Origin of the sequence: Bradyrhizobium sp. WU425, assembly GCF_021052305.1 — a bacterium.
In the GTDB taxonomy this organism is placed as follows: domain Bacteria; phylum Pseudomonadota; class Alphaproteobacteria; order Rhizobiales; family Xanthobacteraceae; genus Bradyrhizobium; species Bradyrhizobium canariense_D.
This window is the reverse complement of sequence record NZ_CP088089.1, coordinates 2,211,109-2,228,516: the sequence shown is the minus strand read 5'-3', so window position 1 is coordinate 2,228,516 and position 17,408 is coordinate 2,211,109. Positions and strand designations below refer to the sequence as shown.

The 17,408-nt window shown below is 64.7% G+C and carries 17 protein-coding genes; 11 read left to right on the top strand and 6 right to left on the bottom strand.

All coding sequences use genetic code 11. The features are described from left to right. The first annotated feature begins 13 nt into the window (after positions 1 to 13). Positions 14 to 1,678 (top strand): aminotransferase class III-fold pyridoxal phosphate-dependent enzyme, encoded by a 1,665-nt coding sequence (locus BcanWU425_RS10665; protein WP_204512089.1) that lies wholly within the window; start codon positions 14 to 16, stop codon positions 1,676 to 1,678. Positions 1,679 to 1,899: 221 nt separating this feature from the next. On the opposite strand, the gene BcanWU425_RS10660 is transcribed toward BcanWU425_RS10665, so the two are convergent. The 3 genes from BcanWU425_RS10660 to BcanWU425_RS10650 all read right to left on the bottom strand — a co-directional run bounded on the left by BcanWU425_RS10660 (position 1,900) and on the right by BcanWU425_RS10650 (position 4,456). Beyond that, positions 1,900 to 2,559 carry a hypothetical protein gene (locus BcanWU425_RS10660; RefSeq protein WP_204512090.1) on the bottom strand — a complete coding sequence of 220 codons (660 nt, stop codon included), beginning with the start codon at positions 2,557 to 2,559 and terminating at the stop codon, positions 1,900 to 1,902. A 124-nt stretch (positions 2,560 to 2,683) separates the two neighbouring features. Beyond that, positions 2,684 to 3,373, bottom strand: a complete 690-nt coding sequence (locus BcanWU425_RS10655; protein WP_204512091.1) for a class I SAM-dependent methyltransferase — start codon at positions 3,371 to 3,373, stop codon at positions 2,684 to 2,686. Positions 3,374 to 3,403: 30 nt separating this feature from the next. Further along, on the bottom strand, positions 3,404 to 4,456 hold the full coding sequence (locus BcanWU425_RS10650; protein ID WP_204512092.1) for a glycosyltransferase family 4 protein: 1,053 nt from the start codon (positions 4,454 to 4,456) through the stop codon (positions 3,404 to 3,406). A gap of 273 nt (positions 4,457 to 4,729) precedes the next feature. Between BcanWU425_RS10650 and BcanWU425_RS10645 the strand changes: the two genes are divergently transcribed. Then, complete coding sequence (locus BcanWU425_RS10645; RefSeq protein WP_085385382.1) at positions 4,730 to 5,437, top strand: L,D-transpeptidase; 708 nt, start codon at positions 4,730 to 4,732, stop codon at positions 5,435 to 5,437. 113 nt (positions 5,438 to 5,550) lie between these two features. Further along, positions 5,551 to 5,961, top strand: coding sequence for a c-type cytochrome (locus BcanWU425_RS10640; protein ID WP_204512093.1), 411 nt, complete (start codon positions 5,551 to 5,553; stop codon positions 5,959 to 5,961). On the opposite strand, the gene BcanWU425_RS10635 is transcribed toward BcanWU425_RS10640, so the two are convergent. Together BcanWU425_RS10635 and BcanWU425_RS10630 are read right to left on the bottom strand one after the other, a co-directional pair. Continuing rightward, positions 5,937 to 6,230 (bottom strand): hypothetical protein, encoded by a 294-nt coding sequence (locus tag BcanWU425_RS10635; protein ID WP_204512094.1) that lies wholly within the window; start codon positions 6,228 to 6,230, stop codon positions 5,937 to 5,939. The two genes, BcanWU425_RS10640 and BcanWU425_RS10635, sit on opposite strands and share 25 nt — an antisense overlap. Continuing rightward, positions 6,223 to 7,017, bottom strand: a complete 795-nt coding sequence (locus BcanWU425_RS10630; RefSeq protein ID WP_204512095.1) for a DUF899 domain-containing protein — start codon at positions 7,015 to 7,017, stop codon at positions 6,223 to 6,225. Before BcanWU425_RS10630 ends, BcanWU425_RS10635 begins: the two co-directional genes overlap by 8 nt. A gap of 147 nt (positions 7,018 to 7,164) precedes the next feature. On the opposite strand from BcanWU425_RS10630, the gene BcanWU425_RS10625 reads away from it, so the two are divergent. The 8 genes from BcanWU425_RS10625 to BcanWU425_RS10590 all read left to right on the top strand — a co-directional run bounded on the left by BcanWU425_RS10625 (position 7,165) and on the right by BcanWU425_RS10590 (position 16,658). Further along, a complete protein-coding gene (locus BcanWU425_RS10625) occupies positions 7,165 to 8,385 on the top strand; it encodes a helix-turn-helix domain-containing protein (protein ID WP_204512096.1) in 1,221 nt (406 codons plus the stop codon). 30 nt (positions 8,386 to 8,415) lie between these two features. Beyond that, positions 8,416 to 9,054 (top strand): Vgb family protein, encoded by a 639-nt coding sequence (locus tag BcanWU425_RS10620; protein ID WP_085361435.1) that lies wholly within the window; start codon positions 8,416 to 8,418, stop codon positions 9,052 to 9,054. A gap of 138 nt (positions 9,055 to 9,192) precedes the next feature. Further along, the gene (locus BcanWU425_RS10615; RefSeq protein WP_085361436.1) at positions 9,193 to 10,761 is read left to right on the top strand and encodes a DUF4403 family protein; all 1,569 of its coding nucleotides are present in this window, start codon (positions 9,193 to 9,195) and stop codon (positions 10,759 to 10,761) included. 135 nt (positions 10,762 to 10,896) lie between these two features. After that, entirely contained in the window at positions 10,897 to 12,036 is a 1,140-nt protein-coding gene (locus BcanWU425_RS10610) for an ABC transporter ATP-binding protein (RefSeq protein WP_204512097.1), read from the top strand. Between the two features lie 80 nt (positions 12,037 to 12,116). After that, positions 12,117 to 13,166: an ABC transporter substrate-binding protein gene (locus BcanWU425_RS10605; RefSeq protein ID WP_085361438.1), complete on the top strand. Its 1,050-nt coding sequence runs from the start codon at positions 12,117 to 12,119 to the stop codon at positions 13,164 to 13,166. Positions 13,167 to 13,199: 33 nt separating this feature from the next. Continuing rightward, the gene (locus BcanWU425_RS10600; RefSeq protein ID WP_204512098.1) at positions 13,200 to 14,462 is read left to right on the top strand and encodes an ABC transporter permease; all 1,263 of its coding nucleotides are present in this window, start codon (positions 13,200 to 13,202) and stop codon (positions 14,460 to 14,462) included. After that, entirely contained in the window at positions 14,459 to 15,289 is an 831-nt protein-coding gene (locus BcanWU425_RS10595) for an ABC transporter permease (protein WP_018454162.1), read from the top strand. The genes BcanWU425_RS10600 and BcanWU425_RS10595 overlap by 4 nt, the downstream gene beginning before the upstream one ends. Before the next feature lie 157 nt (positions 15,290 to 15,446). Next, positions 15,447 to 16,658 (top strand): ABC transporter substrate-binding protein, encoded by a 1,212-nt coding sequence (locus tag BcanWU425_RS10590; protein ID WP_204512099.1) that lies wholly within the window; start codon positions 15,447 to 15,449, stop codon positions 16,656 to 16,658. Positions 16,659 to 16,758: 100 nt separating this feature from the next. Here the strand turns inward: BcanWU425_RS10590 and BcanWU425_RS10585 are convergent, their stop codons facing one another. Beyond that, on the bottom strand, positions 16,759 to 17,304 hold the full coding sequence (locus tag BcanWU425_RS10585) for a PRC-barrel domain-containing protein (protein WP_018454160.1): 546 nt from the start codon (positions 17,302 to 17,304) through the stop codon (positions 16,759 to 16,761). Positions 17,305 to 17,408: the final 104 nt, after the last annotated feature.

Below are 17,408 nucleotides of genomic sequence, written 5' to 3'. Positions count from 1 at the left end.
AGCGCTTGTTGTCATGGAAACGACACTCCCGATTCTTTCTTTGTCCGTGGCCGCCGCAGCGTCCGCTGCCGCCGCCTTCCCGAAGATCAAGGCGCGGATCGAATTGTCCCGCGCCAAGCACCGCTCGCTCGCCGGGCACTCCAAGATGTCGCGCCGGGTGGCAAAGCTGCTTCCGTTCTACGAATTCGAAGGCGATGCGTACTTCGCCTGCGACGGCGCGCCGGCGAACATCGCAGGCCTGCGCAGGGACGGCTTCTTCCGCCTCGCAAGCCTCTACGCCGAGCGCTACCCCAAGGGCCGCGCGATGACGAAGGACGCGGCGGAAAAGATCTCCGACCTGCACTTCACCGAAACATACCGCGTGCCATTCCAGTTCTCGCGTCTCGTCCGCGAGCATTTGGGCACTTCGACATTCGTAGAGTCGTCGCGCGGTGTCACCATTACGGATGTCGACGGCAACACCTCCTACGACCTCACGGGGTCCTACGGCGTCAACATCTTCGGCAACGGCTTCTACAAGGAGTGCATCGAGGGCTCCGAGAAGCGGGCGCACGCGCTCGGACCGGTGCTCGGACCCTACCATCCCATCATCCTCGAGAACGTGGCGCGGCTGTGCCAGATCTCGGGCCTCGACGAAGTGTCCTTCCATATGTCCGGCACCGAGGCCGTGATGCAGGCAGTGCGGCTCGCGCGCTACCACACCAGGCGCACGCATCTGGTCCGTTTCGCCGGCGCCTATCACGGCTGGTGGGGCGACGTGCAGCCCGGCGTCGGCAATCCGATTCCCGCGCACGAGACCTACACCCTCGCCGAGATGTCGGAGAAGACGCTGCACGTGCTGCGCACGCGCAAGGACATCGCCTGCGTGCTGGTCAATCCACTGCAGGGCCTGCATCCGAACGGCAACGCGCCCGGCGATTCCTCGCTGGTCGATTCCTCCCGGGGCGGTAATTTCGACCGCGCGGCCTACACCGAATGGCTCAAGCAGCTGCGCGAGGTCTGCACTGAGCGCGGCATCGTGCTGATCTTCGACGAGGTCTTCGTCGGCTTCCGTCTCGCTGCCGGCGGCGCCCAGGAATACTTTGGCATCAAGGCCGACATGGTGACCTACGGCAAGAGCCTCGCCGGCGGCCTGCCGGTCGGCGTGGTCTGCGGCAAACGCGAGCTGATGCGCCGCTTCCGCGACGACCGCCCCGCCGACGTCTGCTTCGCCCGCGGCACCTTCAACTCGCACCCCTACGTCATGACGGCGATGGACGAGTTTCTGAGCCGGCTCGCCAGCCCGAATTTCCGCGCCGTCTATGACGGACTGGACGAGACCTGGAACGGCCGCGCGCAAAAGCTCAACCGAATGATGAGCGATGCCGACCTGCCGGTGCGGTTTGCAAATTTCTCGTCGATCTGGACGGTGAAATACACCACGCCGTCCCGCTACAACTGGATGCTGCAATATTATCTGCGCGCCGAAGGCCTGTCCTTGAGCTGGGTCGGCACCGGCAGGCTGATCTTCAGCCTGAACTACACCGACGCCGATTTCACCGAGGTCGCCGAGCGTTTCGTCCGCGCGGCCGAGAAGATGAAGGCCGACGGCTTCTGGTGGCACGACGGCGTCCTCACCAACAAGACCATCAAGCGGCAGATCCTGAAAGAGATGCTGGCCAAGCGCTTCGGGCGCTGAGGCTGGTTCCTCCAACGGCGTCATGGCCGGGCACAGCCGTCCGAAGGACGGCGTCGCTTCCGCTCGCCTATGCCCGGCCATCCACGCGTCTCCGCGCGAGAACTCCAAGACGTGGATGCCCGGGCCTTCGCCTCGCCGAAGCGGCTTCGGCCGCGCAGGCGGGACGAGCCCGGGCATGACGCAACCATCAGACATCGGAGGCCTTGGTGAGAACGGCGCGCTCAGGCGTGCTGCTCTTCGAGCGTGGGCTCACCGATGAGGCCCAGCGTGTGCTCGGGCTTGAGATGCAGGCCGGGATCCATCAGCTCGCCACGCATCAGCGCCAGCGGCGCGTTGCGGTAGAGCATCAAATCGTGGAAGGGGTCGGTCAGGATCTTCGTCATCCAGACGAGACCGGTCTCGACGTCGCGGATGAAGAACAGGTGCACCGTGCGGAACATGAGACCGCCGCCGCCGACGACGAGCCAGATCTTGGCCACTTGCCGCATGAAGTCGGTCGCGCCCGCCCAAGGCGTGAACAGTCCGAACAGAGTCGGATCGACCAACAGCACCACCGGCGACATCGCCCAGATCGACATCAGCACCACCTTGCGCCGAAGGTTGTAGCCGACCTTGATCTCTTCCTTGTGCTCGTGCGTCGCCTGGTTGATCTGGTCGTAGCCATGCGGCTCGAAGAAGAAGTGGCCGGCCTGGCGCGAGGTCATCGAGACCAGCCAGCCCACCAGCGCGGAGACCATGGGGTCGACGAACAGCCAGACATAGGCGAACAGGAAGCTCAGCGCGCTGACGAAGTGCAGGCTCTGATTGATGCGGCTGTGGTGATAGTAGCGATGGTCGTCCCAGCGCTGGATGCGCAGCTGCTCGAGATAGTTCTTGATCATGCTCTCCCCCAAATGCTTTCGGGTTCAGGATTTACAGGGATTCGATGTAGGCCGTGTGACATCATCATTTTGTCATGTGACGATGCGCAGCGGCGCGATGACGCACGGGTTACGTGAGCTTGGATCAAGCCGCCTTGGCGACGTCGATCTTGCGGAATCGCACCAGCGAGAAATGACCGAGCGGCGGGATCAGGCGGCGCTCGGCGAGCTCGATGCCGTCGGCACCGGCCAGCCATTTGGCATAACGCGACCAGGCGAACTCGGCGGTGCGGAAACCGAGCGGACGTACCACCGGCTGCAGCTTCTGCTCGATGAAGCGGCGCATGCCGGTATCGGCGCTGACGCGGGTGAGGATGATCAGCTCCCCGCCCGGGCGCAGCACGCGGGCGAATTCGTCCAGCGCGACTTCCGGATTCGGCACGGCGGTGACGACGTATTGCGCCATCACGACGTCGAAGCAGTTGTCGGGGAATTCGAGCTTCTCGGCATCCATCACCGCGAGGCCTTCGACGTTCTCTAGGCCGCCCTCGGCGACGCGCTGGCGCGCCTTGTCGAGCATCGCCTCCGAGATGTCGGTGCCGAAAATGCGCAGATGCGGCGCGTAGAGCGGCAGCGAGATGCCGGTGCCGACGCCGACCTCGAGCACCCGGCCGCCGATCTTGTTGGTGGCCGCGATCGCGGCCTGCCGGCCTTTTGCGAACACGCCTCCGAACACGAGGTCGTAGACCGGTGCCCAACGATCATAGGCCTGCTCGACCGTGCCACGGGTGAGGTCGAGCTGCTGGGTGCCGTCAAGGTTCATGATCTTAGCCATCGATGAGGTTCTCGCTGTAGTCAAACGGGATCAGCCGCGCACCGGCCGCCGCGCCATGCGAGGCGAGGCGCGCAAGGCACGGCTGGGCTGAAGTGAAGTGAGGTTGCCGACGAATTGGCGCGCGCTGTTTTCCCAGGAGCGCTCCAGCGCGAAGTTGCGGCAGGTCTCGCGCGACATGGTCAGTGCGCGCAGGCACGCGGCGCGCAAATCGTGGTCGATCGCGCCGATCGGGTGATCTGCGATGACATCCTTCGGACCCGTCACCGGGAACGCCGCAACCGGCGTGCCGCAGGCGAGCGCTTCGAGCTGCACCACGCCGAACGTGTCGGTCAGGCTCGGAAACGCGAACACGTCAGCGGCGGCGAGGTACGCGGTGAGGTCAGCGCCCTTCTTCTCGCCGAGGAAGACCACGTCGGGATATTTCTTTTCAAGGCCGGCCTTCTGCGGACCGTCGCCGATGACGACCTTGGTGCCGGGCAGGTCGAGCGAGAGGAAAGCCTCGAGGTTCTTCTCCACCGCCACGCGGCCCATCGTCATGAAGATCGGCCCGGGCAGATCGAGCTTGGCTGGAGAGTCCGGATGAAACAGCTCGGTGTTCACGCCGCGGGTCCAGAAGCCGAGCCGCTTGAAACCGCGCTCGGACAGCTCCTGCCGCAGCGAGGGCGTCGCGACCATCGTCATGGCGGCGGCATCGTGGAAGTGGCGCAGCACGGCGTAGCCGACGCTCGCGGGGATGCCGGTTCGCACCGAGACGTATTCGGGAAAGCGCGTGGTGTAGGAGGTGGTGAAGGCGAGCCGGTTGCGACGGCAATAAGCCCGCGCCGCCCAGCCGATCGGCCCTTCGGTCGCGATGTGCAGCGCCTCCGGCGCCGCCCTCTCGATCCGCCGCCCAATCTCCCTGCCGCTCGGCAGCGCAATGCGCAGCCCCGGATAGGTCGGCAACGGCCATGACCGAAAGCCGTCCGGCGTCAGGAAGTCGATCTCGACATCCAATGCCTTGGCCGCGCCAGCCAGCGAGGTCAGCGTCCGCACCACACCGTTGACCTGCGGATGCCAGGCGTCAGTCGCGATTAATACCCGCATGGGGAAATCCCGAGATTTTTATGATTCTCGGCTTAGGACCATCAACCACGGATATTTCAGGCGTGTGACGTCATGGAAGTGTCGGCCCGCTGTTTTGTTCGTTAACGGGTCCGCGCAGCCACGAAACCGTCATGAAACAATCCTTTCCGCCATGAAACCGTTTTCGGTTTTCCGCGCAAACGTCCCGAAACTTCTTGCCGTTAGTGATCTAGGCAACAGAGCACCGCAACGGTGCCGGGTGACCAAGAAACACCGCGCAAACAGGGGCGACCGATGATCAATCTGGAGACGTTGAAGACTTATTCGCGCGCCGTTGCGTTTGGCGCAGTGGCTGTCACCGCGATCGCGTTCGCCGGCCCGGCCAAGGCCGCGCCTGTGCAGCTCTTCCCCTTCTTCCAGCCGCTGCCGCCGATCGCAGCGCCGCAGCCGTACCAGCCTTATCAAGCGACGCCCTATCGGGCCGCGCCGTCCGAGGAGCAGGACGCGGTCGAAACGCCGGCCCGCTTCCGCCGCCAGACCGTCTCCTATGCGACGCGTGAGGCGCCGGGCACCATCATCATCGATACGCCCAACACCTATCTCTATCTCGTGCTCGGCAATGGCCAGGCGATGCGCTACGGCATCGGCGTCGGCCGCGACGGTTTCACCTGGTCCGGCACCCAGTCGGTGACCAAGAAGGCGGAGTGGCCGGATTGGACCCCGCCGCCGGAGATGATCGCCCGCCAACCCTATCTGCCGCGCCACATGGCCGGCGGTCCCGGCAATCCGCTCGGCGCCCGCGCCATGTATCTCGGCGGCACCATCTACCGCATCCACGGCACCAACGCACCCGACACCATCGGCAAGCACGTCTCCTCCGGCTGCATCCGCCTGACCAATGACGATGTCGCGGACCTGTACTCCCGCGTCAACGTCGGCACCAAGGTGATCGTGCTGCCGATGACGGAGCGCCGCGCAGAGCTCGGAGCCGCAACGCGGTAAGCGACAGGACATTGTGACGCAAACGGCCCCGGAACCCACCGGGGCCGTTTTCGTTGGCCCTCTGCATACCGATGCGCGCGCGTGCTGCGGCGCGATCCCCGATGGAGGCGCGAATGCAATCACGTCCGCAAACGCCGCAAGGCAAATGCCTGCGCGCGATCGCTGCCGCCGTGGCACTGCTGCTGACCGTGCCCACCTCGCGCGCACAGCAGCCGGGGAGCGACGATGCAGCCCAGCAAGCCTTCAACAATTCCTGCCGCACCTGCCACTCGGTGAAAGAGGGCGACAATCGTCTGGGCCCCAACCTCAACAAAATCGTCGGACGCAAGGCCGGCGCGCTGCCGAACTACAACTATTCTTCGTCGATGAAGGAAGCCGGCTTCGTCTGGGACCAGGACAAACTCACCCGCTTCATGCTCAAGCCGGACGAGGTCGTCTCCGGCAACAAGATGCAGCCCTATGGCGGCGTCTCGGCGGAGGAAGCGGGCAAGATCGTTGCCTATTTGCAGGCGGCTTCGCGGTAGGGCCACCGGCCCCGCCGATCTGCGATCAGCCTCAGCCACGCCGCCGAATGAAACGCGCTCATCAGCAGATACATCGGCACCATCCCGCCGAGCATCGCCCCATGTCCGGAGCCACACAGCATGTCCGCCGGGCCATCAAGCATGGCCGTCAGTACGGCCATGATCGCGAAGGTCGGCGTCGCCGCCAGCCCCAACCATCTGGCGAGGTGGCGCGCGGCCACCACACCGTTGCGGCTCGCGCCGGCCATTGCGCTGACGGGACTAGTCACGTCCTTCAGCCGCCTCCTCGCGAAAAGCCTTCTCGCCCGCGGTCGAGATCTCGACCCATCTCTTGTCGGGCACCGCACCTTCGGTGTAGCTGTCGTGCCAGTTCCACCATTTGTAGGTCGGCGTCTGCGGATAGCCTTTCGGCGAATCCTCCCAGACCTCCTGCCGTCCCAGCGGCGTGATGTCGAGGTAATTCCAGGTGCCGCCCATCTGCTCGTCGCCCCGGCTCTTGACGAAATAGGTGCGGAAGATCCGGTCGCCGTCGCGGAAGAACACGTTGGTCCCGTGCCACTCGTCGACGCCGAAATCCGCATCGAAACTGTCGGTGACGGTGACCCATGGCATGGTCCAGCCCATCCGCTGCTTCAGCCTGCTGATATCGGCCTGCGGTGCGCGCGAGGCGAACACCAGCGTGGTGTCGCGGGCATTGAGGTGCGCGACATGCGCGACCTGGTCGGCCACCATGGAGCAGCCGCGGCAGGCATGATCCGGCCAGCCGAACACGCCCGGCTCGAAGAACGCACGGTAGACGATCAGCTGCCGCCGGCCCTGGAACAGGTCGTGCAGACTGACCTTGCCGCCGGGCCCCTCGAACGCATAGGTTTTGGTCACTTCCATCCAAGGCATGCGCCGGCGCTCGGCGGCCAGGGCGTCGCGGGCACGGGTATGCGCCTTTTCCTTCACGAGCAGTTGCTGACGGGCGGCCTCCCAGTCCTGCGGCGACACCACCGGCGGTGTTTGCATGGCGGCTTGTCCGTTGTTTCCTGCGTTGTCAGCTGATGTCATCATGGCTCTCCAACTTTTCCCGGGCGGCCGTTCCGTATCTCGCTGTGTGAGATGCGGAACCGCTCGTCCCTCGCCGCACATTGTCGGCCGTCAACGATCTCTCGCACCGGACGGTTGCGTGGTGGGAGTAACAAGTGTGGCGGGATTTGAATGGAGTCGCTGATCACGGCCGCGGCGCGCGCGCTCCAAGCCGGCGATCCGCTCGGCGCGCTGAACCGCGTTGCGCTGCGCAACGATGCACCTTCGCTGGCGCTGCGCGGCATCGCGATGGCGCAACTCGGCGATCTCGCCAAGGCGAAGACGTTGCTGCGCAGCGCCGCACGCGCCTTCGGCCCGAAAGAGGCGGTCGCGCGCGCCAGATGCGTGGTGGCGGAGGCCGAGATCGCACTCGTCTCGCGCGACCTGAATTGGCCGGCCAACACGCTCGTGGTCGCGCGGGCGACGCTCGCGAGCCACGGTGACCTCGCCAACGCGGCCTATGCGGGTCACATCGAGGCGCGCAGACTTCTCCTTCTCGGGCGCCTCGACGAGGCCGAGCGCACGCTGGCCGAGATCAAGACCACACCGCTGCCCCCGGCTGCGCAGGTCGCCCGCGAGCTCGTGATTGCCGGCATCGCCATCCGGCGGCTCCGAACGAAAGACGCGCGCGCGGCGCTCGGGCGCGCGGCGAGCGCAGCACGACAGGCCGGCATTCCCGCGCTTGCGGCGGAGGTCGAAGGCACGAGCCGCGTGCTCGACACGCCCGCAGCGCGCTTGATCACGCGCGGGCACGAACGGCCGCTACTGCTCGAGGAGGTCGAGGACCTCGTGACATCGGAGGCGCTCGTGGTGGACACGTTCCATCACGCGGTTCGCAGGCGAGGCATCCTCGTGCCGCTCGGAACGCGGCCGGTGCTGTTCGCGCTCGCGCGCATCCTGGCGCAGGCCTGGCCGGCCGATGTCTCGCGGGAAGCGTTGATCACGGGAGCGTTTCAGGCAAGGCACGTCGATGAATCGCATCGCGCCCGGCTGCGCGTCGAAATCGGGCGGCTTCGCACCAAGCTCAAGCCTCTGGCCGACGTCAGCGCGACCAGGCAAGGTTTTGCGCTGACGCCGCGCAACACGCGGCAGGTTCTCGTCCTCGCACGGCCCGTCGAGGAGAAGCACGCCAATGTGCTCGCCTTCCTCTCTGATGGCGAGCCCTGGTCGAGTTCGGCGCTCGCGCTGGCGCTGGGAACGAGCGCGCGCACCGTGCAACGGGCCCTCGAAGAGCTGGCGCGATCGAACAAGGTGCAGTCCTTCGGACACGGACGGGCGCGGCGCTGGATGACGCCGCCCGTGCCGGGTTTCCCGACAGGCTTGTTACTCCCCGGACCGCTCATGAAGACGTAAAGTGGGATTCACACCGCAGGGACCGAGCAGATGAAACGTTCAGCCGCCGAGATCGTCAGGGAATACGGGCCCTATGCAGGCGTCGAAGCCGTGCACGGCGTCACCTATGACGGCAGCCTTATGTGGTTCGCATCCGGCGACAGATTGAACGCGGTCGACCCGGCCGATGGCAACATCACCCGCTCCATCGATGTCGCCGCGCATGCGGGAACGGCGTTCGACGGCCGCCACCTGTTCCAGATCGCCGAGGACCGCATCCAGAAGATCGACGCTGTGACCGGCAAGGTGCTCGCCACCATCCCGGCACCCGGCGGCGGTGGCGATTCCGGACTGGCCTGGGCCGAGGGCTCGCTCTGGGTCGGACAGTATCGGGAGCGCAAGATCCATCAGGTCGATCCCCAGACGGGAAAAATTCTCCGCACCATCGAAAGCAAGCGCTTCGTCACCGGCGTGACCTGGGTCGACGGCGAGCTCTGGCACGGCACCTGGGAAGGCGAGGACAGCGACATCAGGCGGATCGACCCCGAGACGGGCAAGGTGCTGGAGCAGCTCGACCTGCCCGCCGGGACGATGGTGTCAGGATTGGAGTCCGATGGCGGCGACCGTTTCTTCTGCGGTGGCGGAGATCGCGGCAATGTGAGGGCGGTGCGCCGTCCGAGGCGCAGCTAGGGTGTGCCATGACGCATGCGCGGCAACGGTGCGTTCGCGGCCGTTAATATGTTTGCCCCAATTCCACCCCATCGGTGGGCTCTAGCGCCCTCCTTGCCTGCCCTGTAGACTTCTGCCCCGGGGCGGCCTGGGGGATTGATGCGACTGACGCTGAACTTAAAAACTGTCCTGATCGCCGTCGCGGTGCTCTCGGCGTCGTTTTTCATCAGCCTGAAGGCGATGGACTGGCTGTCGCCGCGGGCAACGAATTCCGCGCCGCCGGTCGCGCAATTGCCGCCGCTGCCGCCAGTCTCGAAGAGCTCGATCGTGGTGGCGCCGGTCGCCATCGCGCTGTCGGCGATCCGCGAGCAGGCCGAGAAGGCCGCTCCGCGCAATTTCGCCGGCAAGGCCGAGAACCCGATTTCGCAAATCCTGGAGAACGCCGACATCGGCTGGTCGGCGGTACGCGGACCGATGGCGACTGCCGGCGACAAGGACGTGCTGACGATCTCGACGCCGCTCACGGGCAAGCTGAACGTGACGGGCTCGCTGTCGTCGAAAGCCACCGGCGCGCTCGGCGAGGCGCTCGGCAGCGTGCTCGGCGGCAATGCCGCGAAACAGATCGGCGCGGTCAACATCAAGAATTTGAACGCCAGCGCCGAGATCAAGGGCAACGTCGTCGTTACCTCGCGGCCGAAGCTTGCCGCCAACTGGCATCTCGAGCCCAATCTCGGCGCCCAGGTCAATCTTGGCGATACAAACCTCAACATTTCGGGCGCCAAGGTCAACGTGCCTGCGCAGGTGAAGCCGCTGATCGACAAGACCGTTGGCGAACAGATCAACGCCGTTTCCGAACGCATGCGCAACGATCCGACCTTGCGGGACAACGCGAAGCTGCAATGGGCCAAGGCCTGCCGCTCGATCCCGCTGCAAGGCTCGGGGTCTTCCGCCGCGCTGCCGCCGCTTTGGCTCGAGATGAAGCCGACCCGCGCCATCGCGGCACAGCCGCGCGTCGACGCACAGAACGTGACGCTGCTGCTTGGCCTCGAGCTCGAGACGCGCGTGATCTCGACGCCGACCAAGCCCGACTGCCCGTTCCCCGACAAGATCTCGATCGTGCCGCCGACCGGCACCGGTGTGAACATTGGCGTGCCGATCGACGTGCCCTTCACCGAGATCAACAAGCTCATCGCGGCGCAGATGGTCGGCCACACCTATCCCGAGGACGGCTCCGGCCCGGTCGATGTCACCGTCAAGAGCGTCAACGTGATCCCGTCGGGCGAGCGCCTCCTGATCTCGCTGCTGGTGCGCGCCAAGGAGAAGAAGAGCTGGCTTGGTCTCGGCGCCGAAGCGACCGTGCACATCTGGGGCCGGCCGATGCTCGACCAGGCGCAGCAGACGCTGCGGCTCGCCGACATCCAGCTCGCCGTGGAATCCGAGGCGGCCTTCGGCCTGCTGGGTGCCGCGGCGCGCGCGGTGGTGCCGCAGATGCAGCAGGCGCTGGTGCAGAAAGCGACGGTCGATCTGAAGCCGATTGCCGCCAACGCACGCGAGAAGATCGCCGCCGCGATCGCCGACTATCAGAAGAACGAGGATGGCATCAAGGTCGAGGCGAAGATCGACAGCCTGAGCCTCGCCGACATCGCCTTCGACTCCAAGACGCTGCGCGTGATCGCGGAAGCCGGGGGCTCGCTGAATGTATCCGTGACGAAGCTGTCGGGGATGTAGCGCGCGCCTTTTCCCGACGGGTCCGTGCGCGCAGTCGCTTGCGCCGCTGGCAATCTGGTCGGACGATGCTAAGCTGTTCCTCGCACCCCGGGGACGGGGTGCTGACAGCACTGTGGCTGACAACGCGAGGATGACATGGAAGCCGGCATGGTTTCGCCTGCGCCGGCGCTGGTGCGCTTTTCCGGCATTCAGAAGACCTATGATGGCGAGCACCTCGTGGTGAAAAACCTCGATCTCGACATCAGGAAGGGCGAGTTCGTCACCCTGCTTGGTCCGTCGGGCTCGGGCAAGACGACCACCCTGATGATGCTGGCGGGTTTCGAGGTTCCGACCCATGGCGAGATCTTCCTCGCGGACCGACCGATCAAGAACGTGCCGGCACACAAGCGCGACATCGGCATGGTGTTCCAGAACTATGCCCTGTTTCCGCACCTGACGATTGCGGAGAATATCGCCTTCCCGCTCTCCGTTCGCAACACGAACAAGGCCGAAGCGCAGGATCGTGTCAAAGCGGCATTGCGCATGATCAAGATGGAAACTCTGGCGCAGCGGCGGCCCGGGCAGCTGTCCGGCGGTCAACAGCAGCGCGTGGCACTGGCCCGCGCCCTTGTTTTCAATCCGCAACTCGTGCTGATGGACGAGCCGCTGGGCGCCCTGGACAAGCGCCTGCGGGAGCAGATGCAACTGGAGATCAAGCAACTGCACGAGACGATGGGCATCACCGTCGTCTACGTCACCCACGATCAAAGTGAAGCGCTCACCATGTCGGATCGCATCGCCGTATTCAACGACGGCATCGTGCAGCAGATCGACAGGCCCGCCGCGCTGTATGAGCATCCGGTGAACAGCTTCGTCGCCCATTTCATCGGCGAGAACAATGTGCTGGCCGGCACCGTCGAGACGGTCGAGAAAGAATATTGCCGAGTTGCGCTGGCTGGCGGCGGCGCCGTGACCGCACGAGCCGTCAACGTATCAGGCGCGGGCGCATCGACCTCGCTGTCGGTGCGGCCGGAGCGGATCGCCATTATCCCGGATGGCATCTCCAGCGACGAACCGAACCGACTGCCGGCCAAGGTGCAGAACACCATCTATCTCGGCGACCACGCGCTGGCCGTGCTCGACGTCGCCGACAACAAGGAGTTCATGGTCAAGCTTCAGCCGGGGACACATGACAGCCTGAGAGCTGGCAGCCTTACAGCTGGCAGCCTGAGACCTGGCGATGACGTGTTCATCACCTTCCGCCCGGAGGACTGCCTGGCCCTCGATCCCGTCTGATCCGACCATGCAGCATCGCTCCAAGGTGGGCGGACCTGCACCGACCAAGCTCAACGTCACGTGAAGAAGGAACAAAGACCATGCTGAAGCGCAAGATTATTCTGGGTTTCGCCGCGGCATTCACTGCCAGCGCGACGCTGGCCACGGTCGCGCAGGCGCGTGACCTCACCGTTGTGTCGTGGGGCGGCGCCTATCAGGATGCCCAGAAGAAGGTCTATTTCGAGCCGTTCAAGAAAGCGACCGGTGTTCCCTTGAATGACGAGTCCTGGGACGGCGGCGTCGGCGTGTTGCGCGCCAAGGTGCAGGGTGGTGCCGCCACCTGGGACGTCGTCCAGGTCGAGAGCGACGAGCTGGCGGTTGGCTGCGAGGAAGGCCTGTTCGAAAAGCTCGACTATTCGAAGATCGGCGGCGAGGCCGCCTATATCCCACCGTCGGTCAATCCTTGCGGCGTCGGCGCCATCCTCTACGATTTCGTTCTCGGCTACGACAAGGACAAGTTGAAGGAGGCCCCGAAGGGCTGGGCCGACTTCTTCGACACCAAGAAGATCCCGGGCAAGCGTGCCCTGCGTCAGGGGCCGAAGACCACGCTGGAGATCGCCCTCATGGCCGACGGCGTCGCGCCAAAGGACGTCTACAAGGTGCTGGCGACCGACGAGGGCGTCGAGCGCGCGTTCAAGAAGCTGGACACCATCAAGGGCGACATCGTCTGGTGGAAGGCCGGCGCTCAGCCGCCGCAATTGCTCGCCTCCGGCGAGGTGGCAATGACCTCGGTCTACAATGGCCGCATCGACACCGCGAACAAGAACGAGAAGAAGAATTTTGGCATGGTCTGGGACGGAGCGCTCTTCACCCTCGACACTTGGGTGATTCTGAAAGGCAGCCCGAACAAGGACGCGGCCTACAAGTTCCTGGACTTCGTCGGCAAGGCTGAGAACCAGTCGAAACTGTCGGAGAACATTGCTTATGGCACCTCGAACAAGGACGCAGCCGCCCTGCTCGCGCCTGCTGTTCTGAAGGACCTGCCGACGGCGCCTGACAACATCAAGAATGCGGTCGAGATCAATGTTGCCTTCTGGCTCGAGAACATCGACCGCCTGACCGAGCGCTTCAACAAATGGGCCGCGAAATAGCGTCCCCACAAAGCTCGACCCAAGGTTAGACCAATGACGGATGCGCTCTTGACCGGCGCCCATGGCCCGACCGAGGTGCCGCTCAAGCGCCGATTGCGGCGGGCGGAGCGAGCACGCCAGGTCAAAGCATTGGCGCTGGTTCTGCCGCTTCTCGTCTTCCTGCTCTTCACCTTCGCTGGGCCCATCGCCGGCATGCTGTGGCGTGCCGTCGATGACCGCGAGGTGCGTCTGGTTCTGCCTCAGACCATCGCGGCTCTCGCCAGTTGGGACGGCAGGAATCTGCCGGACGAAAAGGCCTACGCGGCGCTGGCGGGCGACATCATGGCGGCGCGCGATTCCGGCACCATTGCGATTGCGGCCAAGCGGCTCAACTACGCACTGAACGGCTTCCGCACGATCCTGACTAGCACCGCACGCAATCTGAAGACTGCGCCCGAGCCCGGCACGGCCAGGGAGACGCTGGGCAAGATCGCCCCGGCCTGGCGCGAACGCGCCACCTGGACCACGATCAAGGACGCCAGTGGTCCCATGACCGGCTTCTATCTTTTGTCGGCGCTCGATCTGACGCGGAACGTGGACGGCGCGATCGTCGCAGCCCCGCCGGATCAGGCCATCTACCGCGACGTTTTCGTCCGCACCTTCCTCATCAGCCTCAGTGTCACGGTGCTGTGCCTGATCCTTGGCTTTCCGGTCGCCTACTTGCTGGCCGCGCTGCCGCCCGGCCGGTCGAATTTGCTGATGATCTTCGTCCTGCTGCCGTTCTGGACGTCGCTGCTGGTCCGCACCTGCGCCTGGATCGTTCTGTTGCAGAGCAAAGGCGTCGTGAACGACAGCCTGCTCTGGCTTGGCATCATCGACGAGCCGTTGCGCCTGATCTACAACCGCTTTGGTGTCTGCGTGGCCATGACCCACGTTCTCCTGCCGTTCATGATCCTGCCGCTGTACAGCAGCATGAAGGCGATCTCGCCTGCTTACATGCGTGCGGCCGCCTCGCTCGGTGCACCACCCCTCACCGCCTTCCTGCGGATCTACCTGCCTCAGACGCTGCCGGGCATCGGCGCGGGAAGCCTGCTCGTCTTCATCCTGGCGCTCGGCTATTACATCACGCCGGCACTCGTCGGGGGCGCCGCCGATCAAATGATCAGCTACTTCATCGCGCTCTACACGACCGAGACGGCCAATTGGGGCCTTGCTTCGGCACTGGGTGCGGTGCTGCTGCTCGCCACTATTCTGCTCGCGCTCGTCTACGGAAAGCTGGTGCAGGGACAGCAGGTCACGGGAGGGATGAAGAATTGAGCGACAATTCCTCCATCCGCACGCCGAGCCAGCGCATTGCGTGGACCGCGACCATCGTGATCTCCACGCTGGTGTTCATCTTCCTGATTGCGCCGATCCTTGCGATCATGCCGCTGTCGTTCAGCTCGGGCTCGTACCTCACCTATCCGCTGCCGGGCCTCTCGCTGCGCTGGTACGACGACTTCATCAATTCGCCGCGCTGGATGAATTCGCTGAAGAACAGCATGATCATCGGTGTCGCCTCGACCCTGCTGTCGATGGTGCTCGGCACGCTGGCGGCGTTAGGGCTGGCGCAGTGGAAGAGCCGGTTCAAGCCGCTCGTGCTGGCCTTCGTGCTGTCGCCGGTCGTCGTGCCCGGGGTCATCACCGCGGTCGGTCTCTATTTCTTCTTCGCGCCGATCGGATTGACCGGCAGCTATCTCGGCTTGATCCTGGCCCACACCGCGCTGGCGACGCCCTTCGTCGTCATCACGGTCGGCGCGACGCTGCAGAGCTTCGACACCAATCTGGCCCGCGCTGCCGCCTCGCTCGGTGCCTCGCCGCTTGACGCCTTCCGCCGCGTGATCCTGCCGCTGATCCTGCCCGGCGTGGCATCGGGGGCCCTGTTCGCCTTCGCGACCAGCTTCGATGAGGTGGTGATCGTGCTGTTCATGGCAGGTCCCGAGCAGCGCACCCTGCCGCGCGAGATGTTCAGCGGCATCCGCGAGAACATCAGCCCGACCATCACGGCGGCGGCGGTGATCCTGACGACGGTCTCGGTCATCCTGCTCGCCACCCTGGAAGGCCTGCGCCGGCGCAACGAACGGCTCAAGGGCAGCAGCGCGTGAGCTTCTTCCTTCTCCCGGGGAGAGGGTGAAAACACTGCCGCGCCCTGCTTATTTCTCAACCCTCCTCGCGCATTCTCGGGCTTTGCTCCGGGGACCGATTGTCGTTAGAACGGTCCCCGTAACAAAACCCAAACAACAACGCTGAGGGAGAAACAAAATGCAAAAGCTCATCGCCGCGATCGCGGCCGGTCTCGCGCTCGCCGCCACGTCAGGCGCCGCCCAGGCGCAAATTTCCGACGACGTCGTCAAGATCGGCGTGCTCACGGACATGTCGAGCCTCTATGCGGACGCGACCGGCAAGGGCTCGCTCGCCGCCGTGGAGATGGCGGTCGCCGATTACGGTGCCAAAGTCGCGGGCAAGCCCGTGCAGGTGGTCTCCGCCGATCACCAGAACAAGCCCGACGTCGGCGTCAACATCGCCCGCAACTGGTACGACAACGACAAGGTCGACGCGATCTTCGACGTGCCGACCTCGTCGGTGGCGCTGCCGATCTCGGCGTTGACGCGCGAGAAGAACAAGATCCACATCAATTCCGGCGGCGGCTCATCCGATATCACGGGCGTCGCCTGCTCGCCCAACACGGTGCACTGGACCTACGACACCTATGCGCTGTCGAACGTCGCCGGCAAGGCGATGGTCAAGCGCGGCGAGGACACCTGGTTCTTCGTCACCGCCGACTACGCCTTCGGCATGGCGCTGCAGCGCGACGCCGCCAACGTCGTCAAGGAGAGCGGCGGCAAGGTGCTGGGCGAGGTCCGCCATCCGCTCAACTCGTCGGACTTCTCCTCCTTCCTGCTCCAGGCCCAGGCCTCCAAGGCCAAGGTGGTCGCGCTGGCCAATGCCGGCGGCGACACCACCAATGCGCTGAAACAGGCGGCCGAGTTCGGCCTGACGGAGGGCGGCCAGAAGATGATCGCCTTGCTCATGGAGATCACCGACGTTCATTCGCTCGGCATCAAGTCGACGCAAGGCCTCATCATCACCGACGCGTTCTACTGGGACACCAACGAGGAGACGCGCGCCTTCTCCAAGCGCTTCAACGAGAAAGTCGGTCACATGCCGACCATGATCCAGGCGGGGCTCTATTCGGCGACCATGCACTATCTGAAGGCGATCGACGCCATCAAGTCAGACGAGGCGCCGAAGGTGATGGAGCAGATGCGCAAGACGCCGGTCAACGACTTCTTCGCCAAGAACGGCAAGATCCGCATCGACGGCCGCATGGTCCACGACATGTATCTTTTCGAGGTCAAGAAGCCCCAGGACTCCAAGGGCGAGTGGGACCTCTACAAGCTGATCGCCACCGTGCCCGGCGACGAGGCCTTCCGTCCGCTCGACAAGGGCGGCTGCCCGCTGGTGACTCACTGAGGCTCTTCTCCCTCTTCCCGCTTGCGGAGAGAGGGAAGAAAAGCACGACAGCGCGCCCGGTGAAAACCGGGCGCGCTTCGTTTAGCCATTCAGAGCCGCGTTACTCCGAGTACTTGAACTCGGGCATGTTCTTCAGCTCATCCTTGCTCGCATTGAACACGGCGTGGTCCGGATACCATTTCGACGCGGACGTGGCCGTCGTTGTCGTCGCGGGCTTGTTGTCGGTGCCGGTCGCGGCACCCGTCGTGGTAGTCGCCGCGGGCCGGTTGGCTGCGCTGTTCGGGTTGTTCCCGGCAGCGCCGGTGTAGGCAACCGCCTCGTTGACGAATTTCAGCTTCTCAAAGGGCACCGCAACCAGATGCTCGCCCAGGCCGAGGAAGCCGCCGACGCCGATCACGGCGATCTTGATGTTACCGCTCTTGTCCATCAGCAGATCGTTGATCGAGCCGATGTTCTCATTGGCGTCGTTATAGACCTTGATGCCGTCCATCTTGGACGTACGCCACTGTCCCGACGCGGTCGTGGTGGTCGTCGTCGCCGCGGCAGCCGGCGCCTTGTCGGTGGTGGCGGTCGGATTTTGCGCGAACGCAACGGTTGCGAGCAGTGCGGTACCGGCAAGACCGGCCGCGATCGATTTCATCAACATATTGTCCTCTCCTTCAGCAGAAAACTTGTGCGGAGAAAACAGCTCGGATCAGTCCCAGTTCCGCGCGTGCTGCAATTTCGTCGCGTGCTGCGCGAGCATCGGAG